Source organism: Streptomyces sp. NPDC056128, from assembly GCF_042263835.1.
GTDB lineage: Bacteria > Actinomycetota > Actinomycetes > Streptomycetales > Streptomycetaceae > Streptomyces.
The window spans coordinates 197,004-223,769 of the sequence record NZ_JBHJVQ010000012.1; the positions used below are offsets into that span (position 1 = coordinate 197,004).

Here is a 26,766-nt window from a genome sequence, read left to right on the forward strand (position 1 = left end):
TGTGACGCGTCGAACATCTCGCGGGGACCCCCTGTCGGAGAACGCATACCGGCGGGTAACGTCCGGGCAGTCCAGTCGTGCTCAGGATTTCAACCACCTCCCGAGCACCAGCCCGAGCCTTGGACCGCACCGTCGCATCACACAGTGTCGTGGCGCCGGCGCCCTATGAGGAGCAGCAGTCTTGCGCGAGTTCAGCCTTCCGGCCTTGTACGAGGTCCCCGCGGACGGAAACCTGACCGACATCGTCCGCAGAAACGCCGCGCAGCATCCCGACGTCGCCGTCATCTCCCGCAAGACGGGCGGCGCCTGGCAGGACGTGACCGCCCGCGACTTCCTCGCCGAGGTGCACTCCGCCGCCAAAGGCCTGATCGCGTCCGGTGTCCAGCCGGGCGACCGGGTCGGCCTCATGTCCCGCACCCGCTACGAGTGGACGCTGCTGGACTTCGCCATCTGGAGCGCGGGCGCGATCACCGTGCCGGTGTACGAGACCAGCTCGCCGGAGCAGGTGCAGTGGATCCTCAGCGACTCGGGGGCCACCGCCTGCGTCGTGGAGTCGGCCGGGCACTCCGCCGTCGTCGAGTCGGTGCGCGAGGCGCTGCCCGCCCTCAAGAACGTCTGGCAGATCGACGCCGGCGGCGTGGAGGAGCTCGGGCGCCTCGGCCAGGACGTCACCGACCGCGCCGTCGAGGAGCGCGGCTCGATCGCGAAGGCCGACGACCCCGCGACCATCGTCTACACCTCCGGCACCACCGGCCGCCCCAAGGGCTGCGTCCTCACCCACCGCAGCTTCTTCGCCGAGTGCGGGAACGTGGTCGAGCGCCTGCGCCCTCTGTTCCGCACCGGTGAGTGCTCCGTCCTCCTCTTCCTGCCCCTCGCGCACGTCTTCGGGCGGCTGGTGCAGGTCGCGCCGATGATCGCGCCGATCAAGCTGGGCTGCGTCCCCGACATCAAGAACCTCACCGACGAGCTGGCCGCCTTCCGGCCGACGCTGATCCTCGGTGTGCCGCGAGTCTTCGAGAAGGTCTACAACTCGGCGCGCGCCAAGGCGCAGGCCGACGGCAAGGGCAAGATCTTCGACAAGGCGGCGGACACCGCCATCGCGTACAGCAGGGCACTGGACACGCCGGCGGGTCCGTCCGTCGGCCTGAAGATCAAGCACAAGGTCTTCGACCGGCTCGTCTACAGCAAGCTGCGCACGGTCCTCGGCGGACGCGGCGAGTACGCCATCTCCGGCGGCGCCCCGCTCGGCGAGCGGCTCGGCCACTTCTTCCGCGGCATCGGCTTCACGGTCCTGGAGGGCTACGGCCTGACCGAGTCCTGCGCCGCCACCGCCTTCAACCCCTGGGACCGGCAGAAGATCGGCACGGTCGGTCAGCCGCTGCCCGGCTCCGTGGTGCGCATCGCGGACGACGGGGAGGTGCTGCTGCACGGCGAGCACCTGTTCAAGGAGTACTGGAACAACCCGGGCGCGACCGCCGAGGCGCTGGCCGACGGCTGGTTCCACACCGGTGACATCGGCACCCTCGACGAGGACGGGTATCTGCGGATCACCGGCCGCAAGAAGGAGATCATCGTCACCGCCAGCGGCAAGAACGTCGCCCCGGCCGTGATCGAGGACCGCATCCGCGCGCACGCGCTGGTCGCGGAGTGCATGGTGGTCGGCGACGGGCGGCCCTTCGTGGGCGCGCTGGTCACGCTCGACGAGGAGTTCCTCGGGCGGTGGTGCGCGGAGCACGGGAAGCCGGCCGACTCCACGGCGGCGTCGCTGCGGGACGACGCGGAGCTGCTCGCCGAGATCCAGTCGGCGATCGATGACGGGAACTCGGCGGTTTCGAAGGCGGAGTCGGTGCGGAGGTTCCGGGTGCTGGGGGCTCAGTTCACTGAGGATTCCGGGCACTTGACGCCGTCGTTGAAGCTGAAGCGGAATGTTGTTGCGAAGGATTACGCGGGCGAGATCGAGGCGATTTACGCGAAGTAGGGGCGCCCAAGGGGGTGCCGGGTGCGGTTCGTCGGCGCGTTCCGGTCCGTCGTGGCTTGTCGCGCCGTTCCCCGCGCCCCTGGGGGCGATGCGGTCCACGGCGCTTCCAAGGCGCCCTCGCTACAGCAGCGCCTTCAGGTGTTCTGCCAGTAGGTCCCAGCGCCACTTCTCCTCGACCCAGGCGCGGCCCCGTTCGCCCATGGCGCGGCGCAGTTCCGGGTCGCCGAGGAGTGTGACGATGCGGTCGGCGGACGCGTCCGGGTCCTCTCCCCGCACCACCCAGCCCGTCTCCCCGTCGAGTACCGCGTCGGGGGCGCCGCCGGAGTCGCCGGCGACGACGGGGAGGCCGGTCGCGGAGGCTTCCAGGTAGACGATGCCGAGGCCCTCGACGTCGAGGCCGCCACGGCGGGTGCGGCAGGGCATGGCGAAGACGTCGCCGGCGCCGTAGTGCGCGGGCAACTCGGACCAGGGCACGGCGCCGGTGAAGTGGACGGAGGCGGCGACGCCGGTGTCCTCGGCGAGGCGGCGCAGGTCCTTCTCGTAGGGGCCGCCGCCGACGATCAGCAGGACGGCGTCCGGCTCGGCGGCGAGGATGCGGGGCATGGCCCGGATCAGGGTGTCCTGGCCCTTGCGCGGGACCAGGCGTGAGACGCAGACCACGACGGGGCGGTCGGTCAGCCCGAGGCGGGCGCGGACCTCGTCGCCGCCGCTGTCCGGGTGGAAGGTCTTCTCGTCGACGCCGGGCGGCAGCTGTGTCATCCGTGCGGCGGCCGCCGGGGTGAGCGCGTCCGCTATGCGTGAGCGCGTGTACTCGCCGAGGTAGGTGATGGTGTCGGTCGACTCCCCGATCCGGCGCAGCAGCTGCCGGGCGGCGGGCAGCTGGGCCCAGCCCGCCTCGTGGCCGTGGGTGGTGGCGACGAGGCGCTCGGCGCCCGCCCTGCGCAGCGCCGGTGCCATCAGGCCGAGGGGTGCCGCCGCGCCGAACCACACCGACGTGCAGCCGTGCTCGCGCAGCAGTCCGACGGCGCGCCGGGTCGCGCCCGGCGTCGGCAGCAGCATCGTCGTACGGTCCCGTACGACGGTGAAGGGCTGCTCGGCGTCGAAGGCGGCGGTGGCCTCGATGCCCTCGCGGCTGCGCTTCCAGGTGGAGGCGTAGACGACCAGCCGCTCGGGGTCCAGGCGCAGCGCCATGTTGTGCAGGAAGGCCTGGATGCCGCCCGGGCGGGGCGGGAAGTCGTTCGTCACGATCAAGGTCTTGCGCACGCCGCCGACCCTACCGAACCCTCCGTGCGGGCCGGGGCCCGGCCGCGTCCTGTGGCAGACGCACAGGTGTCCGGGTCATCATGGCCGGACCGGCAGGGCAGGAGCGGACGGGCAGGGAGCACGTGGAGACGAGGGACGAGGGGCGGTCACCGCGGTGGCTGCTGACGGCCTGGGGCGCCACGCGGCTGTTGCTGCTGCTGTTCGTGCTGAAGGTGCTGGTCTTCCCCGGTCCGGACGTCACCAGCGACGTGTCCGTGATCTACCGGGACTGGTACGAGATCCTGCGCACCGGAACGTTTCCGCTGGGCGACGTCACCTGGCAGTACCCGCCGGCGGCGGCCTTCGCGGTCCTCTCCCCCGGGCTGCTGCCCTTCCTGGAGTACGCGACGGCCTTCTTCGTGCTGGCCTGTGCCGCGGACCTGGCCGTGCTGGCGCTGCTGCGGCACGCGGGCCGGGGACCGGGGCGTTCGCCGCGCGGGGCGTGGGTGTGGGTGGTGGGCGTGCCGCTGCTGGGCCCGACGGTGTACGCCCGCTACGACGTGATGGTCACCGCCGTCGCGGTGGCCGCGCTGCTGGCCGCGGGGCGGCATCCGCGGGTGGCGGGGGCCCTGGCGGCGCTCGGGGCGCTGCTGAAGGTGTGGCCGGCGCTGGTGCTGCTCGGGATGCGGGGGCGTGGGCCGTGGGTCGCCGCCGCGGTGGCCGGTGCCGGGCTGGCCGGGCTGTTCGTGGTGACGATGCCGGGGGCGTTCGCGTTCCTGACGTTCCAGAGCGAGCGGGGCACCGAGGTGGAGTCGCTGGGGGCGCTGGTGTTCCACGTCGCCCGGCACTTCGGCTGGCAGGGCGAGGTGCTGCTGAACTACGGCTCGGTGGAGTTCCTCGGCCCGTACGTGGGCGCGGTGACCACGGTGGCCCTGGCGCTGAGCGCGCTCGGCTTCGGCTGGCTGCTGCTGTGGCGGCTGCGGGCGGCCCGGTTCGCGGCGCACACCGCGGCGGACGCGGCCTTCGTGGCGGTGCTGGTGTTCACGGTCACGAGCCGGGTGATCAGCCCGCAGTACATGGTGTGGCTGGTCGGCCTCGCGGCGGTCTGCCGGTGCTTCCGGGCGACCCGGATGCGGGTGCCGGTCGCGCTGGTGCTGGCGGCGACCCTGGTGACGGTCCTGGAGTTCCCGGTCCTGTTCGCCGACGTCGTGGCGAGCACCCCGCTCGGCATCGCGCTCCTGGCCGTCCGCAACGGCCTGCTGGTGGCCGCCACCCTGACCGCGGCCCGCGCCCTGTGGCGCGCCACACGGCCCCGCACTCCCACCGCCCGGATCGAGCGGCGCAGCCCGGCTCGCCCCGCGGACACTCCGGCCATCGCCCCGTGACCCCGCGCGACGCCCGCGCTCCCGCGCCCCCGCCACCCACAGACAGAGCCGGGGCGGCTCAGCCCAGCTCGCTCCGCAGGTACTCCCGCCATCGCGCCGTGAAGTCCTCGGGTGTCGTTCCGAGGGTCTCGGCCATCGCCGCCTCCACCGCGCCCGCGCGCTCGTCGTGGGTGCCCACGGCGCGGTAGAACGCGTCCAGGCGGTCCTCGCCCCACTGATCGGCGATCATGCGGCAGGCCAGCCAGCCGCCCTCGTAGGCGCGGGCCAGTTCGTCCGCGTCGGCGGTGAAGCCGAAGTCCTCGTCCGTCGGGAGTGCCGCGGGCACCCGGCCCTCGGACACCTCGCCGCGCAGCTCGGGAGCGGCCTCGTCGGGGTCGCGGTCGCTGCCGCGGTAGCCGACCCAGTCGGCGTAGCCCTCGGAGAGCCACAGCGGGGTGGCGGCGGTGGTGTCGGCGCGGGTGGCGACATGGGTGGTCTCGTGGGTGAGCACGACCTGCTTGCCGAGGCTGCCGAGCAGCCCGTACGCGTCGGGGTTGACGATGATCCGGTCCGCCGGGGCGTGCTCCCGGCCGCCCGTCTCCCCCGTGGTGACGGCGGCGATGCCCCGGTAGGAGGAGGCGGGCGAGCCCAGCAGGCCCGCCATGCCCTCCACCGACCGCGGGACGAGCACGACGACCCGGCGGGCCCAGTCGCCGTCCCAGGCGTCGGAGACGGCGGGCACCGCCCGGTCGGCGAGGCCGGCGAAGGCGCGCAGGGTGCCGGTGGACTGCCCGACGCCGAGCACCAGGCTGTGCGTGCCGCGCACGACCCGGACCGTGCCCTGGTCCCAGGGCTGCTGGCCGGACTCCTTCGCGGGCCGGTCGGAGTCGACGGACCACTCCCCGTCCGCGCCGTCCCGGCTCAGCGCGACGGTGCGGTTCGCGGCGACGGCTCCCCGGTCGTAACCGTCGACGCGGTAGCGCAGCTCGACCGCGGCGGTGGCCGTGTCGCCGCTGCGGTCCACGTCGGTCACCCGGTACGACCAGTCGGCCAGCGGGATCGCGCTCAGGTTGCCGAAGCCGGTCCCGGTACCCGTACGGGCGTACGCGGCCCGGTCGTGGCCGAGGACGGCCGCCGCGCGCCGGTCCAGCACCTTCTGCACCTCGGCCCGCACCGGGTCGGCGGTGACCCTGCCGCCGCAGGCCACGAGGGCGACCAGCAGCAGGCACAGCGCCACCACCGAGGAACCCGACACCCGCCATCGACCAGCCACCTTCCCGATCGTACGGGCGCGTGGCGGTACGGGTCACAGGGCGACGCTCCGGACTCCGGTGCCGCGGCGGATCACACCCGGGTGATCGAGGAGACCGGCATCATGCCGACCGGGTCGTAGCGCACCGGCGCGCCGGGGTAGGGCGCGTGGATCACCTGGCCGTTTCCGGCGTACATGCCGATGTGGCTGGCGTCGTCGCGGTAGGCGACGAGGTCGCCGGGCCGGGCCTCGGACAGGGAGACCCGCTGCCCGGTGCCGGACTGCGCCTGCGAGGTGCGCGGCAGGCCGACCCCGGCCTGGGCGTACGCCCACTGGGTCAGGCCGGAGCAGTCGAAGCCGGAGGGGCCGTTGGCGCCCCACACGTACGGCTTGCCGAGGGCGGCGCGGGCGGCGGCGAACGCGGCGCCCGCGCGGCCGGAGGCGGGGCCCCCGGCGCCGGTGAGGGCGGTCAGGTCCTCGCGGCCGGAGCGCGACCCGCGCTCGTAGCCCGCGCGTTCGTCGTCCGGCAGGGAGTTGAGCAGCGCGCGCGCCTTGGCGAGCTTGCGTTCCACGGTCTTCTTGTGGGCGGCGACGGCCTTGCGGCCCTTCTCCAGCTCGGCGAGTTTCTCGGCGGCCTCGGCGCGGTCCTGGGCGAGGTCGCGCATGGCCTGCTGGAGTTCCCGCAGCTCGCCCGCCTGGCGGCTGGAGATCCGGTCGAGGACGGACGCCCGGTCCAGGTATTCGTCCGGGGTCGCGGAGAGCAGCAGGGCCAGCGACGGGTCGATGCCGCCGGAGCGGTACTGGGCCCCGGCCAGCGAACCGAGCGCGTCGCGCATGGAGTTGATCCGCTCCTGCTGCCGGGCGATCGAGTCCTGCGCGGTGCCGACCTCCTTCCGCAGGGTGTCGGTGCGCGCGTCGGCCTTGTTGTAGGCCTCGGTCGCCTGCTCCGCCTCGGTGTGCAGGCGGTCCACCTCCGCCCGCCGGTCGTCCTGCGGGGCGGCCGGGGCCGCGGGCGCGGCGGTGGCCGGTACGGCGCCCAGGACTGCGGCGGCGACGGAGAGCAGGCCGACGGCGGCGACGGAGCCGCGGTCGAACCCGGACGGTGCAAGGCGGCGATGGGACCCCACGGGAAGCCGCACTCCTTCCGCTGGCGGACGGGGAAACGCGGCAGACAGTAACCCCGTGACGGGGTACCGGCCAACGACCTCCGGGCCCCGCGCACGGCGGCGCCCCGCCGCTGACGCAGGTCACCGGCGGGGCGGGGGTCCACAGGACGTACCGTGATTCGCCCGAACGGGCGGCATGGCGAGGCTGGTTCAGGGGTGGCGCGTGCTCCGGGTCAGACCCGCACGCCGAACATGAACGGGCCGCCGATGGTGCTCATCGACTCGTAGCGCACGACCGTGCCGGTGCGCGGCGCGTGCAGCACCTGGCCGTTGCCGGCGTAGAGGCCGACGTGGTGCAGGTCGTTGAAGAAGAAGACGAGGTCGCCGACCTGGAGCTGGCTCATGGAGGAGATCCGGGTACCCGCGCCGGTCTGCGCCTCGGAGGTGCGCGGGATACCGACGCCGGCCTGGGCGTAGGCCCAGGAGGTCAGGCCCGAGCAGTCGAAGGAGGACGGGCCGGTGGCGCCGTAGACGTACGGCGTGCCTATCTTGCTCTGGGCGGCGGCGAAGGCGGCGGCGGCGCGGCCGGAGGCGGGGGTGCCCTTGCCGGAGAGGACCTCGCGCTCGCTGCTGCGGGTGGCGCGCTGCTCCTCGGCGGCGAGCGCGGCCTTCTCCTTCGCGGTGAGCGTGTTGAGCAGCTTCTGCGCGGAGGAGAGCTTGCCCTGGACTTCCTTCTTCTTGTTGCCCAGTTCGGTGCGGGTGGCCGAGAGGTCCTTGAGCTTCTCGGACGCCTCGGAGCGCTGCTGGGCGAGGTCGCGCTGCTTGCCCTGGATCTTCTTGAGCGCCTCGACCTGCTGACCGCTGAGCTGGTCGAGCGTGGAGGCCTTGTCCAGGTAGTTGTCCGGGTCGGCGGAGAGGAAGAGCTGGAGGGAGGGGTCGATGCCGCCGGAGCGGTACTGGGCGCTGGCCATCGAACCGAGGCCGTCGCGCAGCTCGTTGAGCTCCTCCTGGCCGCGGGCGACGTTGTCCTGGATGGTGGAGATCTCCTTCTGGAGCTTCTCCTGCTTCTCCTTGGCGCCGTTGTACTTCTCGGTGGCCTTCTCGGCCTCCTCGTAGAGCTTGTCGACCTTGGCCTTGACCTCGTCCTTGCTCGGCTTCTCGCTCGGCGCGGCGTTGGCGGCCTGGGAGCTGAGAGCGACAGCGGCGGCGGCAGCGGTGGTGAGCACGGTCACGCGCGTGCGGCTCGGCTGCTTGGGACGACGGTGGGACGCCACGGAGACGAGCTCCTTCTTGAGAGGGATCACCCGTTCGAGGGTTCGAGGGCTGACCCTAGTGACCCACTCGTGATCAGTTCAAATCCTCCGCCGAAAAATCCTGGTTACGCACCGCGTTCTTCGTCACAACTCACCTGCAGTGACGCCTGCCTGACACTACGTTGCGTGACAGTTCCGTCAATTCAGGCATAGGGCGCCTACGTTGCGGTTGGTACGGAAGTGAATGAGCGGCTAGGAAAGCCGCTTGAGGAGCACCACGGACGCCACCGGGCGTGCGCCGGCGCGCGCCACGCCGTCGGCCACCTCGCGGTCGGTCGAGACGACGATGACGGGCCGTCCCGGCGGCTCGGCGCGCACGAGTTGGCGGATCAGCTCGTCGGCGGTGACGCCGGGCTTGGAGAACAGCACCCGCACCCCGCGCGGCGGCGCGAGCAGCACCGGCGCCGCCAGTTCGGCCCCGTCGAAGACACAGGTCATCTCCGCGCCGGTCTGGGCGGCGAGCTGGGAGAGCTGGCCGAGCAGCCTGAGCCGCTGCTTCTCCAGCGGCATCTGCGGATAGCCGGTCTTGGTGACGTTGTAGCCGTCGACGACCAGGTGGGCCTGGGGCAGGGCGAGCAACTGGTCGAGGATGGCGGGGTCGTTCTCGGACAGGGCGCGCGCGGCGATGTCCTTCGGCGTCATCCGGCCGGGTTCGACCGCGTCCACGGTCTCGGCGGGCCGCACGGACACCGGAGGCAGCGCCAGCTCCCTGCGCAGCCCCTGGGTGGCGTCCAGCAGGGTGTCCAGGAGCAGCCGGACGCGCATGTCCTCGACGCTGCGCCCCTCGCGGGCGGCCTTGCGGGTGGCCTCCAGGGCCGCCTCCGCCTCCCCGAGGCGGGTCTTGAGCCGCCGGGACTCGCTCTCGGCGGCGGACACCTGGGTCTGGCCCTCGGTGCGGACGGTGTCCATCTCGGCCTGGACCTTGCGCAGCGCGGCCTCGCCGCGCTTGACGTCGCTGAGGGCCGAGCGCAGCTTGCGGTGGAGCGCCTCGGTCTCCTTCTTCGCCGACTCCAGCTCGGCGCGCAGCCGCTCGGTCTCCGTCCGGGTGTGCTCCCGGGCCCGGGCCAGTTCCTCGTGCAGCCGCTCCAGCTCGGCGCGGCTCTCCTCGTCGGCGCGCTCGGCGTCCGCGCGCTGCGCCTCCTCGCCGGCGGCGGTCACCAGCTTCACCCAGCCGTGCGGGCGCAGCACGTAGGCCGCGGCGGCCACGTCGAGCGGGTCGGCGGCGGGCGGCGGGGAGCCGGCGTCCAGGGCGCCGGCCAGTTCCGGCTGGGCGTCGCGGAACTTCTCGCCGATGCGCTGGCGGAACAGCGGGTCGCTCTCCACGGCGGCGGCCATGGCGTTGCCGGCGAACTTGGCCCTGCGGTTGGGGGCGAACCTGGCGTACTGCCTCAGCTGCGCGGGCAGCTCGGCGAGGGTGAGTCCGCCGAAGCCGTCGGACACGATCTGCACGACTCTGCGGCGCACGCCGTCGGGCAGCGGACGGTCGAGCACCTCAGCGGCGCCGTCGCCCGGCCCCCCGTCGTGTGTCTCCACCATCCGTCATCCCCATGTCTCAGGGCGGTCCCGGCCGGGGACCGCCTCGTGCGGGAACCGCTCCGCTCAGGAGGCGGCACCCGGCCTGTCCACGAGTTCCACCTGGTCCACGGCGTTGCACCAGCGGCACCGCACCGACTCGACGGTCTCGCTGAGCACCTCGCGCTCCTCGACCTTCGGCTCGCCGGCCAGGTCGAGGTGGACGTACTCGACGACCTTCGAGGCCCGGGTCACGTCGAAACGGGTCAGGTTGCCGCACAGGGTGCAGCGCCACCGTGTCGTGTCCGTCGGCAGGGGAACCGTCATCGTGGCTGTTCGCTCTCTTCCAGTGTCGGTGACGCGCCGGGCCGCCCCGGTGCGTGTGGCTCGTAACCCTACGGCCTGGCGGGTACCCGACGCCCGCGTGTCCACGGCGGCGAGGCGGTATGGGTCGTTGCGGTCGGTTACGTCATGCTCTGTGTCCATGATCGGTAACTGGAGCAGGGCGGCCCTCGGGAGGGCTCGAACGCTCGGCACGGCCCGTACGCCACGGGGCCGCGCGGCGCCGGTGACGTACACGCTGATCACGCTCTGCTGTGTGCTGTTCCTGGTCAGCCCGGCGGCGGGCCTCAATCCGGTGTACGGCACCGGCGAGGAGCTGCTGGCCGCGCAGCGCGCGTACTTCCGGCGCTGGGGCGTGATCCCCGCAGAACTGTTCGAGGGCTCCCCCGGTTCCGCGCTCACCCCCGCCACGGCGCTGTTCGTCCACGGCAGCTGGGTGCATCTGCTGGGCAACATGCTCTTCCTGTACGTCTTCGGCGCGATGACCGAGGAGCGCATGGGCCGGTTCCAGTTCGCCCTGTTCTACCTCGGCTGCGGCTACCTGGCGCTGCTCGGCTACGCGGGCGCGAACGCCCACTCCCAGCAGTCCCTGGTCGGCGCGTCCGGGGCGATCTCCGCGATCCTCGGCGCGTTCCTGTTCCTCTTCCCCCGCGCCCGGGTGACCAGCCTCCTGCCCTTCCTCTTCTTCCTGCCGCTGCGTTTCCCGGCCTGGCTGGTCCTCCCCTTCTGGGCGGCCCTCCAGTGGATGGCGGCGGGCCGGGCGGGCGACGGCCCGGGGGTGGCGTACCTCGCCCACCTGGTGGGCTTCGGCCTGGGCTTCACTTTCGCGTGGGTGCGGTTCGGGCGTACGACTAGGGCCTGTCCGGCGGACCAGGCCGCGGGAAAGCGACGGCACCTGTTCGGTGCCGGTGAGCGGGGTCTGGTGCGTGCAGCTGCAAGGCGGAGGAAGGAGTCGACGCGGAGCGTCGGCGAGTGACGACAACGCCGCAGATGTGCGTGCCAGACCCCGCGTCCGCGGCATGGTCCGCCGGACAGGCCCTAGAGTGAAGAGCGTTCCAGTGGCGGCCCCCGAGGGAGAGAACCAGCCGTGATCAGCGCGATCGTGCTCATCAAGACCAGCGTGGACCGGATTCCCGAGATCGCGGAGCAGATCGCCGCGCTGGAGAGCGTCAGCGAGGTCTTCTCCGTCACCGGCACCTACGACCTGATCGCCATGGTGCGGGTGAGCCGGCACGAGGACCTGGCCGACGTCATCCCGGGCCGGATCAGCAAGATCCCGGGCGTGGAGGGCACCGACACCCACGTCGCGTTCCGGACGTACTCGCAGCACGACCTGGAGGCGGCGTTCGCCATCGGCCTCGACAGCTAGACGCTCCGCCGGTGCGCGCCCCGAAGGGGCGCGGGGCGGTGTTGATCTGCGGCTCCGCCGCGTGGGCGCGAGCAACCACAACGCACCCGCAGGCGACCGAAGGCCGATGCCCCGGATGAGGAGTTCTTCATGCAGGCCTCATCGAAACCACCAGGTACCGCGCGCAGCATCGGACGTATGGTCTTCTCCCGCCGGATGGCGGCACTCGCCGCCGTCGTCCTGATTCCACTCGGTATCGCCGCGACCAGTTTCGCCCTCACCGACAGTCCCCAGGAGCCCAAAGTCCCGGCCAAGGTGGAGCTGGAGAGCGGCTCCCCCACCCCGGCGCCGGCCTCCTCCTCGCCCGAGCCCACGCCCAGCGACCAGGTGGTGACCCGGCCGCCGGTGACGGACGGCCCTTCGGATGACGACGATGACGACGACCGAGGCCGGGACGCCGACGACGGAGCCGGGGACGACGGAGCCGACGGCTGACCGTGAACGCCGACGGATCTCGGCCCGGGTCCGCATCCTGCTCTGGCTGCTGCTCGTGATGGCGGTCGCGCTCGCCTCGGTGGCGGCGACCACCCGCTCGATCCTGCTGCGCGACACCGACCAGCGGATCAACGGCCTGCTCGCGCAGGAGGCCGGCGAGTTCGCCAACTTCGAGGAGCAGGGGTTCGACCCGGAGACCGGCCGCCCCTTCACCGACCCGGGCCGGCTGCTGCGGGTCTTCCTGGAGCGGCAGTACGCCGACCTGGACGAGGAACTGGTCGGCCTGGTGGGCGAGGTGGGCAGCAGGCCCACCCAGATCATCCAGCAGCGCGAGATCCCGGTCGACCGCCCCCTGCACGAGGACGCCGACGCCCGGCGCCGCATCTACGCCTCGCCCGACTCCACCGGCACCCTGGAGCGGCCCGAGGGCGAGATCCGCTGGGCCAAGGTCACCGTGGCCCGCTACGGCGGCGAACCGGCGGCCGCCTTCGTGGTCGCCTTCCACCCGGGCCGCGAACAGGCCCGCGCGGACGAGGTGTTCCGCGTCCTGCTCGCCATCTCGGGCGTCGCCCTGCTGATGACGACGGGCATCGCCTGGGTGGTCGCCGGCCGCATCCTCAAACCGGTGCGGCTCGTGCGCACCACGGCCGCGCAGCTCACCGAGCAGGACCTGACCCGGCGCATCCCGGTGCACGGCCACGACGACGTCGCCGCCCTGGCCGAGACCTTCAACGCCATGCTGGACCGGCTGGAGCGCGCCTTCGCCACCCAGCGCCGGTTCGTCGACGACGCCGGCCACGAACTGCGCACCCCCATCACCATCGTGCGCGGCCACCTGGAACTGATGGGCGACGAGCCCGCCGAGCGCGAGGAGACCATCCGGCTCGTCACGGACGAACTGGACCGGATGAGCCGCATCGTCGAGGACCTGCTGCTGCTCGCCAAGGCCGAACGCCCCGACTTCGTCACCCCCGAACCGGTGCAGCTCGCCGAACTCACCGCCGACGTCTACGTCAAGGCCCGCACCCTCGGCGACCGGGACTGGGTGCTGGCCGAGGTCGCCGACCGGGAGGCCCGGCTCGACCCCCAGCGGATCACACAGGCCATGGTGCAGCTCGCGCAGAACGCGGTGCAGCACACCACCACCGGCCAGACCATCCGCATCGGCTCCCGCGCCGACGGCGCCCGCGTCGAGCTGTACGTCGCCGACTCCGGCCCCGGGGTCCAGGCGCAGGACGCCGAGGTGATCTTCGAGCGGTTCCGGCGCGGCACGGCCCGGCGCGGGGTGCGCGGCACGGGCGCCGGGCTCGGGCTGTCGATCGTCCGGGCGATCGCCGAGGGGCACGGCGGCCAGGTCGACCTGCGCGCCACCGAGGGCGGCGGCGCCACCTTCGTACTGACACTGGACTGACTCCGGAAGAGGCACGCCCATGAACCGCATCCTCATCGTCGAGGACGAGGAGCGCATCGCCTCCTTCGTCGAGAAGGGCCTGCGCGCCAACGGCTTCACCACCACCGCCGTCGGCGACGGCGAGGCCGCCTACGAGTACGCCCTCACCGGCGGCTTCGACCTGGTCGTACTGGACATCGGGCTGCCCGGCCGGGACGGCTTCACGGTCCTGCGCGAGCTGCGCGAGGCCCGGGTGACGACCCCGGTGATCGTGCTGACCGCCCGGGACTCGGTCCGGGACACGGTGGCCGGCCTGGAGGGCGGCGCCGACGACTGGATGACCAAACCGTTCCGCTTCGAGGAACTGCTCGCCCGGGTCAGGCTCCGGCTGCGTACGGCGGCCCGCGCGCCGGAGGTGACGGTACTGAAGTCGGGGGCGCTCAGCCTGGACCTGCGCACCCGCCGGGCCCGCGCCCAGGGGCGGACGGTGGACCTGACGGCCCGTGAGTTCGTGCTCCTGGAGCTGTTCCTGCGCCATCCGGGGCAGGTACTCTCCCGCGAGCAGATCCTGTCGCACGTGTGGGGCTACGACTTCGACCCGGGCTCCAACATCGTGGACGTCTACGTGCGGGCGCTGCGCAAGAAGCTCGGGGCGCAGCAGGTGGAGACCGTGCGCGGGATGGGGTACCGGCTGCCGGCCTGGTGAAGTTTCCTTCATGTGACGCTCATTGAGGGCTCACCGCACCCGTGAACCCTCGATGACGTGACGTTGAACCTCCGCCTCGCGGCGGCCCTGTGCGTGGCGCTGTCCCTGTGCGCGCTGCTGGCGGTCCCCGCCAACTTCCCCGCCCTGGGCGGCGACGCGCGGCTCACCCTGGCCGTGTTCGCGCTGGCGACCTGTGCCTGGATCGGCACGCCGATCGACGACACGTACATCGCGCTCGGCGCCGGGCTCGCGCTGACCGCGACCGGAGTGATCAGCAGCGACACCCTCTTCGGCACCCTCGGGGACGCCACGGTGTGGCTGCTGATCTGCGCCTTCGTGCTGGCGGCGGCGGTGGCGCGGACCGGGCTCGCCGGGCGGGCCGCGGCGTTCCTGGTCGGCGGGGCGCGCACCGTGCGGCAGTTGGTGCACCTGACGACGGCCGCGCTGGTCGTGACCGCGTTCGCGGTGCCGGCCACCTCGGGCCGGGCGGCGCTCGCGCTGCCGGTGTTCCTCGCGCTCGCCAAGGCCCTCGCGGACCGGAAGCGGCTGGTGGTCATGCTGGCGCTGCTGTTCCCGACAGTGATCCTGCTGTCGGCGGTCGCCACCCTGATCGGCGCGGGCGCGCATCTGATCACCGTGTCGGTGCTGTGGGAGGCGACCGGGGACCGGATCGGGTTCACACAATGGCTGCTGCTGGGGCTGCCGCTGGCGGTGGCCTCCTCCCATCTGGCCGCCGAGACCGTCCTGCTGACCACCACGCGCCGCGCGGACCGCGAGGGCCCGGTCCACATCACCGCCGAGGAGATACAGCGGCACAGCGAGAGCCCGGTCACCGGCCCGTGGACGCAGGCGGAGAAGCGCTGTGCCCTGCTGCTGGCCACGGTGGTGGCGCTGTGGTGCAGCGAGCCCCTGCACCACGTGTCGCCCGCGGTGGTGGCGCTGATCGGGGCGGTCGTCGCCTCCTCACCCGCGCTGGGCACCGTACGGCTCAAGGACGCGCTGAAGACGGTGCCCTGGTCGCTGCTGCTGTTCATGGCGGCGACCATGGCGATGGGCGTGGCGCTCGCGGACTCCGGGGCGGCGAAGTGGCTGGTGTCGGGGCTGCCCGCACACGTGGCGCCGGCCGTCTTCCTCGGGGTCGTGGTCGCGGTGAGCACGGCGGCCCACCTGGTCCTCCAGTCCCGCTCGGCCCGCTCGTCCGTACTGGTCCCGCTGGTGATCGCCGCGGCCGTCGGCGCGGGGGTCAATCCGGTCGCCGCGGCGCTCGCGTCGACCGCCGCGGCCGGTTTCTGTCACACGCTGCCGGCCTCCGCCAAGCCGGTCACGCTCTTCTCCGACATCCCCGGCACCCCCACCTACACCCCGCGCGACCTGCTGCGGCTGTCCGCCGTCCTGGCCCCGCTGACCGCCCTCCTCGTGCTGTTCTTCGCCGCCGCCGTCTGGCCGCTGCTCGGCGTGCCCGTCACCCGATGAAGGAGTCCGCCATGTCCGCCATGCCGTCCGTGTCCTCTGCGCCCCCTGCGCCCTCTGCGTCCTCTGCGTCCTCTGCGTCCTCTGTGTCCTCCAAGCTGAGCCGTGTTGTCGTCGCCCCTAGCGGCTTCAAGGAGTCCCTGTCCGCGCAGGCCGCCGCCGACGCCATCGCGGCCGGTGTCCGCCGGGTGCTGCCGGCCGCCGAGATCGACCGGATCCCGCTGGTCGACGGCGGTGAGGGCACGGCCGTGGCGCTGGCCGCCGCGACCGGCGGGCGGCTGGTCGCGCTGGCCGCCACCGGCCCGGTCGGCGAACCCGTCGGCACCCACTTCGCGCTGCTCGGCGGCCGGGACACGGCGGTGGTGGAGATGGCCGCAGTCGCGGGGCTGTCCCTGGTCCCCCGCGCCCTGCGCGACCCCGGCGCGACGACCACGTACGGCGTCGGCGAGCTGATCGGCGCCGCGCTCGACACCGGGGTGCGGCGGATCCTGGTCGGCTGCGGCGACTCCGGTACGTCGGACGGGGGCGCGGGGGCGCTCCAGGCGCTCGGGGCGCGGTTGCTGGACGCGGACGGGTTCGAACTGCCGCCCGGCGGAGGCGAGCTGGTCCGCCTCGCCCGCGTCGACCCGTCCGGCCTGGAGACCCGGCTGAAGGACACCGAGCTGCTCGTCGCCTGCAACCCGTACAACGTGCTGTGCGGCGAAGGGGGCGTGGCCCGGGTGTTCGGCCCGCAGAAGGGGGCGACGCCCGCACAGGTGGAGCAGTTGTCGGCCGGTCTGGAGAACTGGGCGCGCGTCCTCACCCGCGACCTCGGGGTCAGCGGCACGGACCTGCGGGGCGGCCCGGGCACCGGCGCCTCGGGCGGGCTCGGCGCCGGGCTGGCCGCGGTCGGCGCCCGGCTGCTGCCCCGCTTCGACGTGCTGCTCGACCACCTCGACCTGGAGGCCCGCCTCGCCCGTGCCGACCTGGTGCTCACCGCCGAGGGCGCCCTGGACCACCAGACGTCGCGCGGCAAGGTCCCGGCGGAGGTGGCCCGGCGCGCCAAGCTCTACGGCCGTCCGGTCCTCGCCCTGGCCGGCACGCTCGGCGAGGGCGCGCACGACGTGCCGGGGGTGGACGCCTGCCACGGGATCATGCCGGCGCCGATGGCCCTGGCGGACGCGCTGCTGCGGGCCGCGGAGCTGCTGACGGACGCCACGGAGCGGGCGTTGCGGATGGTGCTCCTGGGGTCGCGGCTGCCGGGCCGGCCGGCTCAGGCGGCGGAACTGCCCAGGGCGGCGGAGGTGTCGGGCACGCAGCGGCCGTCCTCGGTGCGGTAGCTCCACCGGGCGCCGTCGCTGACCAGCTCCTTGACGGCGTGCACGAACCGCTCGACGTGCTCGTCCGGGGTGCCGGCGCCGAAGCTCACGCGGATGGCGTTGAGGGACTTCTCCCCCGGCGCCGCCTCCGGGGCGCCGCACTCGCCCTGCGCGCCGGGCTCGCCGCCGAGCAGGGTGCGCACCAGCGGGTGGGCGCAGAACAGGCCGTCGCGCACCCCGATGCCGTACTCGGCGGAGAGCGCGGCGGCGAAGTGGGAGCTGTTCCAGCCGTCGACGACGAAGGAGAGCACGCCCACGCGGGGCGCGTCGTCGCCGAAGAGGGAGAGGACCCGCACCTCGGGCACCTCGGCGAGGCCCTCCCGCACCTTGGCGATCAGGTGCTCCTCGCGGGCGACCAGCGAGTCGAACCCGGCCTCGGTGAGGGCCTTGCAGGCGGAGGCGATCGAGTAGACGCCGATGACGTTGGGCGACCCGGCCTCGTGCCGGGCGGCGCTGTCGTGCCACCGCACGTCCACGCCCCCGTCGGCGCGCCGGGTGACACTGCGGCTGGCGCCGCCGCCGGCGAGGTAGGGCTCGGCCTCGCGCAGCCAGTCGGCACGGCCGGCCAGCACGCCGGAGCCGAACGGGGCGTACAGCTTGTGCCCGGAGAAGGCGACCCAGTCGACGTCGAGGTCGCGCACGCTCACCGGGTGGTGCGGGGCGAGCTGGGCGGCGTCCAGCACGATCCGGGCGCCGTGCGCGTGTGCGGCGGCGGCCAGTTCACGCACCGGCCACAGCTCACCGGTGACGTTGGAGGCGCCGGTGACGCAGACCAGGGCGGGCCCGTACGGCTCGCGGGCGGCGAGGGCGCGCTCCAGGGTCTCGACGGCCTCGTCGGGGGTGCGGGGGGCGTCGAGGTAGGTCACGTCCGCGTCGCGCCAGGGCAGCAGCGAGGCGTGGTGCTCGGTCTCGAAGACGAAGACCCGGCAGCCGGCGGGCAGCGCGCCGGCCAGCAGGTTGAGGGAGTCGGTGGTGGACCGGGTGAACACGACCTGGTCGTCCTCCCGGCAGCCGAGGAACTCGGCGACGGTGTCGCGGGCGTTCTCGAACAGGTCGGTCGACAGCTGCGACAGGTACCCGGCGCCGCGGTGCACGCTGCCGTAGTACGGGGCGTAGGCGGCCACGTCGTCCCAGACCCGCTGGAGCGCGGGGGCGCTGGCGGCGTAGTCGAGCGCGGCGTAGGTGACCTCCCCGCCGGTGACGAGCGGGACGGTGACGTCGCGGCCCAGGACGGGCAGCGGGGTGGCGACAGCGGTGGGTACGGACATGGCGGACTCCCGTGAGGACCAGCGCGCAGTAGGGCGCTGTGAAAGAGAAGAAGAGGGTGTGCGGAGGCGGGGCTCTGCGGCCCTATCGCATTCGCTGGTTCACGGGAGACTCCCTCGGACGACCAGGACCCCTGGCCCCACACTTCGGAAAGCGTGCGAGGGGTCCGCGCTTGCCGTGAACCTTGCTGTCCACGACCTGGTCTTCACCCGGGGCACCCCGCCACGGACGGAGGGTTGCCGGACAGTCGGCCGGGGCCTCATGACTGTCACTCATGACCTGCTGAAAAACCTATGGGAAGTGATCGGCGTCCCGCAACCCGAGTCCGGATCGCGGGACGCACGTCACACGGCGGGGCCTACGCGTTGCTGGCGGCCACCCAGCGGTCCAGGGCGCGCTTGGCGGCGCCCGAGTCGATCGCCTCGGCCGCCCGGTCCATGCCGGCCCGGATGCGCTCCGGCAGGGGTCCCTCGCCGCCCTCCAGGGCGACCAGGGCGGCCGCCGAGTTCAGCAGCACGGCGTCCCGCACGGGGCCCGTCTCGCCGTTCAGCAGACGCCGGGCGACGTCGGCGTTGTAGGAGGCGTCGGCGCCGCGCAGGGCCTCGACCGGCACCAGTTCGAGGCCGACGTCCCGCGGGTCGAAGGTCTCCTCGGTCACCCGGCCGTCGCGCACGACCCAGACCCGGGACGTGGCGGTCGTGGTCAACTCGTCGAGGCCGTCGTCGCCCCGGAAGACCAGGGACGAGTGGCCGCGCTCCGCGAAGACACCGGCGATGATCGGCGCCATCCGGGCGTGGGCGACGCCGATCGCCTGGGCCTTGACCTTCGCGGGGTTGGTCAGCGGGCCCAGGAAGTTGAACACCGTGCGGATGCCGAGCTGGCCGCGCGCCGAGGCCACGTGGCGCAGCGCCGGGTGGAACTTCACGGCGAAGCAGAAGGTGATGCCGGCCTCCTCGGCGACCTCCGCCACCCGCTGCGGCGTCAGCTCCAGATTGACGCCGAGCTTCTCCAGGACGTCGGAGGCCCCGGAGGCCGAGGAGGCGGCCCGGTTGCCGTGCTTGACGACCTTCGCGCCCGTGCCGGCCACGACGATCGCCGACATGGTGGAGATGTTGACCGTCTTGGCGCCGTCGCCGCCGGTGCCGACGATGTCGACCGTCTCGCCCGGCACCTCGATGACGTTGGCGTGCGCGTACATGGTGCGGACCAGGCCGGAGATCTCCTCGACGGTCTCGCCCTTGAACCTCAGGCCCACCGCCAGGCCGGCGATCTGCGCGTCGGTCGCCTCGCCGCGCATGATCACGTCCAGCGCCCACGCGGTGTCGTCCTGGGACAGGTCGTGGCCGTCCAGCAGCCGGTTCAGCAGGGCGGGCCAGGAGCGGCCGCCCGCGATGTCGCCTCCAGCGGGGGTCACAGCGCTCATGGTCGCTCCTGATGGTCGTAGGTCGTGGAGAAGGAGTGTGGTCCCACCCTATCCAGCCCCGGGCACGGCGAAGGGCCCCGTCCGCGGAACGGACGGGGCCCTTCGACCGTGGTGTGGCGACGCAGGAGGGTCAGTGGTGGCCGTGGCCGCTCGTGATCTCCTTGTACTCCTCGACGGTCGGCTTCGGAATCTGCGACTCCTCGCCGTAGTACGACTCGCTCAGCTTGGCGCGGAGCTTCTCGCCGCGGGACACCTTGCGCTCGACACCGTTCTCGTCGACCGTCGGGCCGATCTCGGCGGGCTTGTACTGGTCGTGCGCGGTGAGGGTGTGCAGCTGCTCCTGGCTGAGCGGCTCGTGCACCTCGATGAACTCACCGTGCGGCAGGCGCTTGATGATGCCCGACTCGCGGCCGTGCAGCACCTTCTCCTTGTCCCGGCGCTGGAGGCCGAGGCAGATCCGCTTGGTGGCGATGAACGCGAGGACCGGTCCGACGAAGAACGCGATGCGGACGAACCAGGTGATCGCGTTGATCGACAGGTGGAAGTGGGTGGCCCACAGGTCGTTGCCGCCACCGATCAGCAGAATCATGTACCAGGTGATCCAGGCGACACCGAAGGCCGTCCGGGTCGGGGCGTTGCGCGGGCGGTCCAGGATGTGGTGCTCGCGCTTGTCGCCGGTGACCCAGGACTCGATGAACGGGTAGACCGCGATCGCCACGAGGACCAGCGGGAAGATCATCAGCGGGATGAACACGCCCAGGGCGAGTGTGTGGCCCCAGAAGTTGACCTCCCAGCCGGGCATCACACGGATCAGGCCCTCGGAGAAGCCCATGTACCAGTCGGGCTGGGCGCCGGTGGAGACCTGGTCCGGCCGGTAGGGACCGATGGCCCAGATCGGGTTGATCGTGGCGATGGCCGAGACGGCGGCGATCACACCGAAGACCAGGAAGAAGAAGCCTCCGGCCTTCGCCATGTACACCGGCAGCAGCGGCATGCCGACGACGTTCTTGTTGGTCTTGCCCGGACCCGCGAACTGCGTGTGCTTGTGGTAGAAGACCAGGATCAGGTGGCCGACCACCAGGCCGAGCATGATGCCCGGCAGCAGCAGGATGTGGATCGAGTAGAAGCGGGCCACGAAGTCGTCGCCCGGGAACTCGCCGCCGAACAGGAAGAACGAGAGGTACGTGCCGACGATCGGCACGGACAGGATCGCGCCCTCCATGAAGCGGACACCGGTGCCGGAGAGCAGGTCGTCCGGGAGCGAGTAACCGGTGAAGCCGGTGAACATGCCGAGGACGAACAGCAGGAAGCCGAACAGCCAGTTGATCTCACGCGGCTTGCGGAACGCGCCGGTGAAGAAGACGCGCATCATGTGCACGAACATGCCGGCGAGGAAGATCAGCGCCGCCCAGTGGTGGATCTGCCGGATCAGCAGACCACCGCGGACGTCGAACGAGATGTCCAGGGTGGACTTGAACGCCTCGCTCATCAGCTGTCCCTGCAGCGGGACGTACGAGCCGTGGTACTCCACCTCGTTCATCGAGGGGTGGAAGAACAGCGTCAGGTACACACCCGTGAGGATGATGATGATGAAGCTGTAGAGGCAGACCTCGCCCAGCATGAACGACCAGTGGTCGGGGAAGATCTTGCGCATGTTGGCCTTGGCCAGGGAGTAGATCCCGAGCCGGCCGTCGGCCCAGTCGGCGACCCGTTCGCCGGCCGGGGCCTTCCCGCGGGAGCGGGACTCGTTGCTCTCTGAAGTACTCATCCGCGCTCCCAGAAGCTAGGACCGACGGGCTCTGCGAAGTCGCCGAGCGCTTCGAGGTAACCCTCGTCGTTCACGCCGATGCGCAGCTGCGGCAGGGCGTGACCGGCGGGACCGAAGATCACCCGGGCGCCGTCGGCAAGGTCGAAGGTGGACTGGTGGCAGGGGCACAGCGCGTGGTGCGTCTGCTGCTCGTACAGGGAGATCGGGCAACCGACGTGGGTGCAGATCTTCGAGTACGCCACGATGCCCTCGTGCGACCACTCGAGCTCGCGCTTGTCCTTGATGGCGTCCGGCTCCAGCCGGATGATCATCAGGGCCGCCTTGGCGATCTCGGTCTGGAAGTCGTGGTCGTGCTCTTCCAGGCCCTCTGGCATGGCGAAGGTGAGCGACCCGACCGCGACGTCGGAGGGACGCAGCGGCTCGTGGGTGTTCATGTTGACCAGCAGCTTGCCCTTGGACCACAGGGTGTGGCGGAGGCTGGTGCCGGGCAGCGGGCCGAGGTCGCGCAGCAGGACGACGCCGGAGAGCGGCACCAGGGTGAGCGCGCCGAACATCGTGTTGCGGATCAGCTTGCGGCGCCCGATCACGGACTCCTTGGCGCCCTGCTTGAAGTCCGCGTGGACCTTGGCACGGGTCTCGCTGTCGGCCTCGATCGGGTGCCGCTCGTCGGCGACCTCCTCGTCGGACATCAGGGTGCGGGCCCAGTGGACCGCGCCCGCGCCGATCGTGAACAGCGCGACGCCGAGCGTCATGCCGAGCGCGAAGTTCAGCGCGCTGATGTGACCGATCGGGAAGATGTAGACCGACTTGTCGACCGGGATCGCCACGAACGAGGCGATAAAGCCGATGGTGGCCAGCATCGACACCGTGAACAGCAGGGCGACCGTGCGCTCGGACCGCTTGGCGGCCCGCTCGTCGGTGTCCTGGACCCGGTGCTCGTGGGGCGGAAGACCGGGGTCGGCGAACGGGTTCTTCTCGTCCGCGGGTCGCAGCGAGCTGTGCTCGTGCGGCTCGACCTGCTCAGCGGGCAGGTTCTCTTCTGGAGTGTCTTGGCTACTCATGACTTCCTGGCCTTTGCGGTCCGAGCTGCGACCCAGACGGCGACGGCGATCAGCGTGCCCAGTCCGAAGACCCACGCGAACAGACCCTCGCTGACCGGACCCAGTCCGCCGAGGCTGAGGCCACCGGGCTCGACGGTGTCGTCACCGTTGACCGCGTCCAGGTAGGCGATGATGTCCTTCTTGTTCTGCTCCGACAGCGTGGTGTCGGGGAAGGAGGGCATGTTCTGCGGGCCGGTCTGCATGGCCTCGTAGATGTGCTTGGGGTCGACACCCTCGAGGGTCGGCGCGTACTTGCCGTGCGTCAGGGCGCCGCCCTTGCCGGTGAAGTTGTGGCACTGCGCGCAGTTGGTGCGGAACAGCTCGCCACCCTTGGCGATGTCCGCGCCCTCCGGGCCGTACTTCTCCTCCGAGGGGACGGCGGGACCGGCACCCAGCGAGGCGATGTAGGCCGCGAGCTGGTCGATCTCCGCCTGGGAGTAGATGACCTTCTTCTTCGGGACCTGCGCGCCGGGCTGCTGGGCCGGCATACGGCCGGTGCCGACCTGGAAGTCGACGGCGGCGGCGCCCACGCCCACCAGGCTCGGGCCGTCGGTGGTGCCCTGACCTCCGGTGCCGTGGCAACTGGCACAGCCGACGGCGTAGAGCTTCTTGCCCTCGTCGATGGCGAGGGACTGGGCGGTTTCATCGGCCTGCGCCTTGCTCGCGGGTGCGAACGCGGCGTACAGCCCCCCTGTGCATGCCAGCGCGAGGAGTAGGACGACGAGCGCCGCCAGCGGATGGCGTCGTCGTGCGGAGAGCTTTTTCACGGATTACCCCGGTGTCAGGATCTTCTGCGTCGATGCTTCTGGTATTGCGCGGGTGCGTGCCGCGACTACTTGATCATGTAGATCGTGGCGAAGAGGCCGATCCAGACGACATCGACGAAGTGCCAGTAATAGGACACGACGATGGCCGCGGTCGCCTGCTCGTGGGTGAACCTCCGGGCCGCGTAGGTGCGGCCGAGGACCAGCAGGAAGGCGATGAGGCCGCCCGTCACGTGCAGTCCGTGGAAGCCGGTGGTCAGGTAGAACGCCGAGCCGTACGGGTCGGACGAGAGCGAGAGGCCCTCGTGCTTGACCAGCTCGGTGTACTCGAACACCTGACCGCCGATGAAGATCGCACCCATCACGAAGGTGACGATGAACCACATCCGGAGCTTCTTCACGTCACCGCGCTCGGCCGCGAACACGCCGAGCTGGCAGGTGAGGGAGGAGAGCACCAGGATCGTGGTGTTCGTCGCGGAGAACGGGAAGTTCAGCGCGTCGGCCTTCTCGGACCAGAAGTCCGGGCCGGTCACCGATCGCAGGGTGAAGTACATCGCGAAGAGGGCCGCGAAGAACATCAGCTCGGAACTCAACCAGATGATGGTTCCGACGCTGGTGAGGTTCGGCCGGTTGACCGACGGGTGCGCGTGCCCGGTTTCTACTGTCGTTGCTGTCGCCACGACCGACATTATGTCGGTCGCTTATCCCGCCCTCACCCCGGGGGGTGCCGTTCGGAGTGTCCGCCCCGTCTGTACTGCCCGTATGGCCCATCGAACGGCCCGTCGAAGCCGTGTCCCAACCGGTGTTGACGAGGTGTTCAAGGGAGTAGCATCCGGCCCAACGGGCTACGACAGCCACGACAGCCTTACCGGTCTTCACCGCGTATCGGAGGAAGCATGCAGGCGACCGCCACGGTGCTGGTCTACAGCGACGACTCCAACACCCGCGAACAGGTGCGGCTCGCGACCGGCCGCCGGCCGGCTCCGGACGTCCCCGTGGTCGAGTTCGTGGAGTGCGCCACTCCGGCCGCCGTGATCAAGGAGCTGGACAAGGGCGGGATCGACGTCTGCGTGCTGGACGGGGAGGCCCTTCCCATGGGCGGCATGGGGGTCTGCCGCCAGATCAAGGACGAGGTCTTCATGTGCCCGCCGGTGCTGCTGCTGATCGCGCGGCCGCAGGATGCGTGGCTGGCCACGTGGAGTCGGGCGGAGGCGGCTGTGACGCTGCCGGTGGAGCCGGTGGAGTTCGCGGGTGCGCTGGCCGCGCTGCTGCGTGAGAAGAGGCTGCAGGGCGTGTAGGGCGCCTCGGGGGGGGTGGGGTGCGGGGTTGTGTGGCGGGTGCGGCGCCGTTGTGGCTTGTCGCGCAGTTCCCCGCGCCCCTGGCGGCGCTGCCCTGAGGGGCGTCTTCACACGCTCTCAGGTCGCAGCCGGGCCTGCTCCGCGGTGCCGGAAGCGTTGCCGGTGCCGCCCGTTAGGGCGCTGCCTGTGCGCCATTTGTTCCAGTCCAGGTTCCAGTCGCCGAAGCCGTTGCCGAAGGGCTCCATCATCTCGCCGCCGGAGTTGACCACCTCCACGAGGTCGCCCTCCTGGACGGTCTTGAAGAACCACTCCGCGTTGGCGGTGCTCATGCCGACGCAGCCGTGACTGACGTTGGCCGAGCCCTGGGAGCCGACGGACCAGGGGGCGGCGTGCACGTACTCGCCGCTCCAGGTGACGCGGGTGGCGAAGTGGACCGGCAGGTCGTACGACTCCGCGGAGCCCTCGGCGATGCCCACGGTGGTGCTGCGCATGCGTACGAAGGGTTCCTTGCCGAGGACGACCTTGACGCCGTTGCGGGTGTCGAAGCCGGGCTTGCCGGTGGTGACCGGGATCTTCTTGATCTCCTTGCCGTCCTGGAAGACCGTCAGCGTGTGTGCGGCGGCGTCGGTGAGGGCCACCACCCGGTCGTCCGTGGTGATCTTCAGGGGCTTGGCGGCGCCGCCCCACATCCGGTCGCCGACCTTGATGCCGTCGAGGGTGCTGCGGACCTGAATGGTCGCGTGCGCGGGCCAGAACTCCTTCGGGCGGTAATGGAGCTTCTTGTCGTCCACCCAGTGCCAGGCGCCCTCCACCGCGGGCGTGGAGTCCACCTTCAGCGCACGCTCCACTATGGCCCGCTGCGCCTTGTCCCGGACCGGCTGGCTCAGCTCCGCGGTGACGGGCTGGCCGACCCCGTACGCGCCCGCCTTGGGCCCGAAGGTGATGTCCAGGGTCTTCTTGGCGCCGGGCTTGCCCGTCTCGAAGGTGAGCACCTTGCGGCCGGGCGCCCCGTCGCCGTCCTCGGTGCTGACCCGCACCGTGTAGCTGGCGTTGGCGGCCAGGGGTGAGGTGCTGTGCCAGCGGGCGCCGTCGGCGGACAGTTCGCCGGCGACGTAGCGGCCGGACGCGTCCATGGCCGTGACGTCCGTGATGCGCCCGTCGGCGCCCTCGGCGACGACCTCCAGGGGTTTGTCCGGGTCGGCCTTCTTCCCGGCGTCCTTGGGGCCGTTGAAGGAGATCTGACCGGCCGCGTCGTACGGCGAGGCGGACAGCGGGTTGTCGTCGTCGCCGGTGCAGGCGGTGACACCCGCGCCGAGGGCCATCACCAGCAGGGTGCAGCCGACGACCGTACGCCCCCGCGCCTGGAAGTGAACCGTGTCGCTCATGACCTCACGCTAGGGAGCCACGTCAAGGACGGCACGGTGGGTAATCCGGACGAGTGAAAGGCCTACGGCAGACGAGGGGCCCGGACACTCCTGACGGAGTGTCCGGGCCCCTCTGCGCTCGGCGTGTGCTACTGGGTGCGGTTCTCACCGCGGTAGTACTCGAAGACCCAGCCGAACAGGCCGACCAGGATCACCGGTGCCGAGAAGTACATGATCCACCAGCCGACGGCCACACCCAGGAAGGCGAGCGCCCCGCCGAGACCGAGCGCCAGCGGCTGCCAGCTGTGCGGGCTGAAGAACCCGACCTCGCCGGCGTCGTCCGCGACGTCCGCCTCCTTGTTGTCCTGCGCACCGACGTCGACCCGCTTGGCCGTGAAGGCCAGGTAGAAGCCGATCATGATGGACAGGCCGAAGGCCAGGAAGAGCGCCGTGGTGCCGGCGGGCTCCTTGGACCAGTAGCCGTAGACGACCGCCACGACGAGGATGAAGACGCTCAACCAGATGAACATCTTGCCCTGGATCTTCACTTCCCGGCCTCCTTGCCGCCGGCGAGGGCCTTCTCACCGTGACCGACGTTCTCCAGCTGGTCGATCGCGGAGATCTCGGGGTGGTGCAGGTCGAAGGCCGGGGATTCACTGCGGATGCGCGGCAGCGTGAGGAAGTTGTGCCGCGGCGGCGGGCAGGAGGTCGCCCACTCCAGCGAACGGCCGTAGCCCCACGGGTCGTCCACCTCGACCGGCTTGCCGTACTTGGCCGTCTTCCAGATGTTGTAGAAGAACGGCAGGATCGACGCGCCGAGCAGGAACGAGCTGATCGTCGAGATCGTGTTCAGGGCGGTGAACCCGTCGGCCGCCAGGTAGTCGGCGTACCGGCGCGGCATGCCCTC

The 26,766-nt window shown here is 71.7% G+C and carries 24 protein-coding genes, 1 pseudogene and 1 riboswitch; of the genes and pseudogenes, 10 read left to right on the plus strand and 15 right to left on the minus strand.

The annotated features are described in order from the left end of the window. Positions 1–181: 181 nt before the first annotated feature. A complete protein-coding gene (locus tag ACFC1X_RS23485; RefSeq protein WP_376356588.1) occupies positions 182–1,978 on the plus strand; it encodes an AMP-dependent synthetase/ligase in 1,797 nt (598 codons plus the stop codon). A 120-nt stretch (positions 1,979–2,098) separates the two neighbouring features. Here ACFC1X_RS23485 and ACFC1X_RS23490 read toward each other — a convergent pair whose 3' ends face one another. Further along, on the minus strand, positions 2,099–3,241 hold the full coding sequence (locus ACFC1X_RS23490; RefSeq protein WP_376356590.1) for a glycosyltransferase family 4 protein: 1,143 nt from the start codon (positions 3,239–3,241) through the stop codon (positions 2,099–2,101). Between the two features lie 122 nt (positions 3,242–3,363). On the opposite strand from ACFC1X_RS23490, the gene ACFC1X_RS23495 reads away from it, so the two are divergent. Continuing rightward, positions 3,364–4,605: a glycosyltransferase 87 family protein gene (locus tag ACFC1X_RS23495; RefSeq protein WP_376356643.1), complete on the plus strand. Its 1,242-nt coding sequence runs from the start codon at positions 3,364–3,366 to the stop codon at positions 4,603–4,605. A 58-nt stretch (positions 4,606–4,663) separates the two neighbouring features. Here the strand turns inward: ACFC1X_RS23495 and ACFC1X_RS23500 are convergent, their stop codons facing one another. The 5 genes from ACFC1X_RS23500 to ACFC1X_RS23520 form a co-directional block, all read right to left on the minus strand. Then, positions 4,664–5,857 carry a hypothetical protein gene (locus tag ACFC1X_RS23500; protein WP_376356592.1) on the minus strand — a complete coding sequence of 398 codons (1,194 nt, stop codon included), beginning with the start codon at positions 5,855–5,857 and terminating at the stop codon, positions 4,664–4,666. A 71-nt stretch (positions 5,858–5,928) separates the two neighbouring features. Next, complete coding sequence (locus ACFC1X_RS23505; RefSeq protein ID WP_376356594.1) at positions 5,929–6,963, minus strand: NlpC/P60 family protein; 1,035 nt, start codon at positions 6,961–6,963, stop codon at positions 5,929–5,931. A 212-nt stretch (positions 6,964–7,175) separates the two neighbouring features. After that, positions 7,176–8,216, minus strand: coding sequence for a C40 family peptidase (locus ACFC1X_RS23510; protein ID WP_161328673.1), 1,041 nt, complete (start codon positions 8,214–8,216; stop codon positions 7,176–7,178). 231 nt (positions 8,217–8,447) lie between these two features. Next, the gene (locus tag ACFC1X_RS23515) at positions 8,448–9,791 is read right to left on the minus strand and encodes an NYN domain-containing protein (RefSeq protein ID WP_376356596.1); all 1,344 of its coding nucleotides are present in this window, start codon (positions 9,789–9,791) and stop codon (positions 8,448–8,450) included. Positions 9,792–9,854: 63 nt separating this feature from the next. Next, positions 9,855–10,094, minus strand: a complete 240-nt coding sequence (locus ACFC1X_RS23520) for a hypothetical protein (RefSeq protein WP_064727475.1) — start codon at positions 10,092–10,094, stop codon at positions 9,855–9,857. Positions 10,095–10,251: 157 nt separating this feature from the next. Here ACFC1X_RS23520 and ACFC1X_RS23525 point away from each other — a divergent pair, with 157 nt between their 5' ends. The 7 genes from ACFC1X_RS23525 (at position 10,252) to ACFC1X_RS23555 (ending at position 16,837) form a co-directional block, all read left to right on the plus strand. Beyond that, positions 10,252–11,085, plus strand: coding sequence for a rhomboid family intramembrane serine protease (locus tag ACFC1X_RS23525; protein ID WP_376356598.1), 834 nt, complete (start codon positions 10,252–10,254; stop codon positions 11,083–11,085). 111 nt (positions 11,086–11,196) lie between these two features. Beyond that, complete coding sequence (locus ACFC1X_RS23530) at positions 11,197–11,478, plus strand: Lrp/AsnC family transcriptional regulator (RefSeq protein ID WP_122614980.1); 282 nt, start codon at positions 11,197–11,199, stop codon at positions 11,476–11,478. Between the two features lie 177 nt (positions 11,479–11,655). Continuing rightward, on the plus strand, positions 11,656–11,952 hold the full coding sequence (locus ACFC1X_RS23535) for a small secreted hydrophilic protein (RefSeq protein WP_376356601.1): 297 nt from the start codon (positions 11,656–11,658) through the stop codon (positions 11,950–11,952). Next, a complete protein-coding gene (locus ACFC1X_RS23540) occupies positions 11,891–13,363 on the plus strand; it encodes an ATP-binding protein (protein WP_376356603.1) in 1,473 nt (490 codons plus the stop codon). The genes ACFC1X_RS23535 and ACFC1X_RS23540 overlap by 62 nt, the downstream gene beginning before the upstream one ends. A gap of 19 nt (positions 13,364–13,382) precedes the next feature. Further along, on the plus strand, positions 13,383–14,048 hold the full coding sequence (locus tag ACFC1X_RS23545) for a response regulator transcription factor (RefSeq protein WP_376356605.1): 666 nt from the start codon (positions 13,383–13,385) through the stop codon (positions 14,046–14,048). A 57-nt stretch (positions 14,049–14,105) separates the two neighbouring features. Next, positions 14,106–15,521: an SLC13 family permease gene (locus tag ACFC1X_RS23550; RefSeq protein ID WP_376356607.1), complete on the plus strand. Its 1,416-nt coding sequence runs from the start codon at positions 14,106–14,108 to the stop codon at positions 15,519–15,521. Between the two features lie 83 nt (positions 15,522–15,604). Beyond that, positions 15,605–16,837 (plus strand): glycerate kinase, encoded by a 1,233-nt coding sequence (locus ACFC1X_RS23555; RefSeq protein WP_376356609.1) that lies wholly within the window; start codon positions 15,605–15,607, stop codon positions 16,835–16,837. On the opposite strand, the gene ACFC1X_RS23560 is transcribed toward ACFC1X_RS23555, so the two are convergent. From ACFC1X_RS23560 to ACFC1X_RS23585, 6 genes are all read right to left on the minus strand, one after another. Beyond that, entirely contained in the window at positions 16,771–18,144 is a 1,374-nt protein-coding gene (locus tag ACFC1X_RS23560) for an aminotransferase class V-fold PLP-dependent enzyme (RefSeq protein ID WP_376356610.1), read from the minus strand. The genes ACFC1X_RS23555 and ACFC1X_RS23560 overlap by 67 nt on opposite strands. 161 nt (positions 18,145–18,305) lie before the next feature. Next, positions 18,306–18,422, minus strand: a riboswitch (SAM riboswitch). Positions 18,423–18,500: 78 nt separating this feature from the next. Further along, complete coding sequence (trpD, locus tag ACFC1X_RS23565; protein ID WP_376356612.1) at positions 18,501–19,565, minus strand: anthranilate phosphoribosyltransferase; 1,065 nt, start codon at positions 19,563–19,565, stop codon at positions 18,501–18,503. 130 nt (positions 19,566–19,695) lie between these two features. Then, positions 19,696–21,333, minus strand: coding sequence for a cytochrome bc complex cytochrome b subunit (locus ACFC1X_RS23570; RefSeq protein ID WP_376356614.1), 1,638 nt, complete (start codon positions 21,331–21,333; stop codon positions 19,696–19,698). Then, positions 21,330–22,394 (minus strand): Rieske 2Fe-2S domain-containing protein, encoded by a 1,065-nt coding sequence (locus ACFC1X_RS23575; RefSeq protein ID WP_376356616.1) that lies wholly within the window; start codon positions 22,392–22,394, stop codon positions 21,330–21,332. The genes ACFC1X_RS23570 and ACFC1X_RS23575 overlap by 4 nt, the downstream gene beginning before the upstream one ends. Then, positions 22,391–23,200, minus strand: coding sequence for a c-type cytochrome (locus ACFC1X_RS23580; RefSeq protein ID WP_376356618.1), 810 nt, complete (start codon positions 23,198–23,200; stop codon positions 22,391–22,393). The genes ACFC1X_RS23575 and ACFC1X_RS23580 overlap by 4 nt, the downstream gene beginning before the upstream one ends. Positions 23,201–23,265: 65 nt before the next feature. Continuing rightward, positions 23,266–23,886 (minus strand): heme-copper oxidase subunit III, encoded by a 621-nt coding sequence (locus ACFC1X_RS23585; RefSeq protein WP_064727486.1) that lies wholly within the window; start codon positions 23,884–23,886, stop codon positions 23,266–23,268. A 207-nt stretch (positions 23,887–24,093) separates the two neighbouring features. Here ACFC1X_RS23585 and ACFC1X_RS23590 point away from each other — a divergent pair, with 207 nt between their 5' ends. Beyond that, positions 24,094–24,495: a hypothetical protein gene (locus ACFC1X_RS23590; RefSeq protein ID WP_376356620.1), complete on the plus strand. Its 402-nt coding sequence runs from the start codon at positions 24,094–24,096 to the stop codon at positions 24,493–24,495. A gap of 107 nt (positions 24,496–24,602) precedes the next feature. On the opposite strand, the gene ACFC1X_RS23595 is transcribed toward ACFC1X_RS23590, so the two are convergent. The 3 genes and pseudogenes from ACFC1X_RS23595 to ACFC1X_RS23605 form a co-directional block, all read right to left on the minus strand. Continuing rightward, positions 24,603–25,880, minus strand: a complete 1,278-nt coding sequence (locus ACFC1X_RS23595; protein WP_376356622.1) for an Ig-like domain-containing protein — start codon at positions 25,878–25,880, stop codon at positions 24,603–24,605. Positions 25,881–26,008: 128 nt separating this feature from the next. Beyond that, a complete protein-coding gene (locus ACFC1X_RS23600; RefSeq protein ID WP_064727489.1) occupies positions 26,009–26,407 on the minus strand; it encodes a cytochrome c oxidase subunit 4 in 399 nt (132 codons plus the stop codon). Then, positions 26,404–26,766 (minus strand): annotated as a pseudogene (locus tag ACFC1X_RS23605) (cytochrome ubiquinol oxidase subunit I); the annotation flags it as partial. The pseudogene ACFC1X_RS23605 and the gene ACFC1X_RS23600, both read right to left, overlap by 4 nt.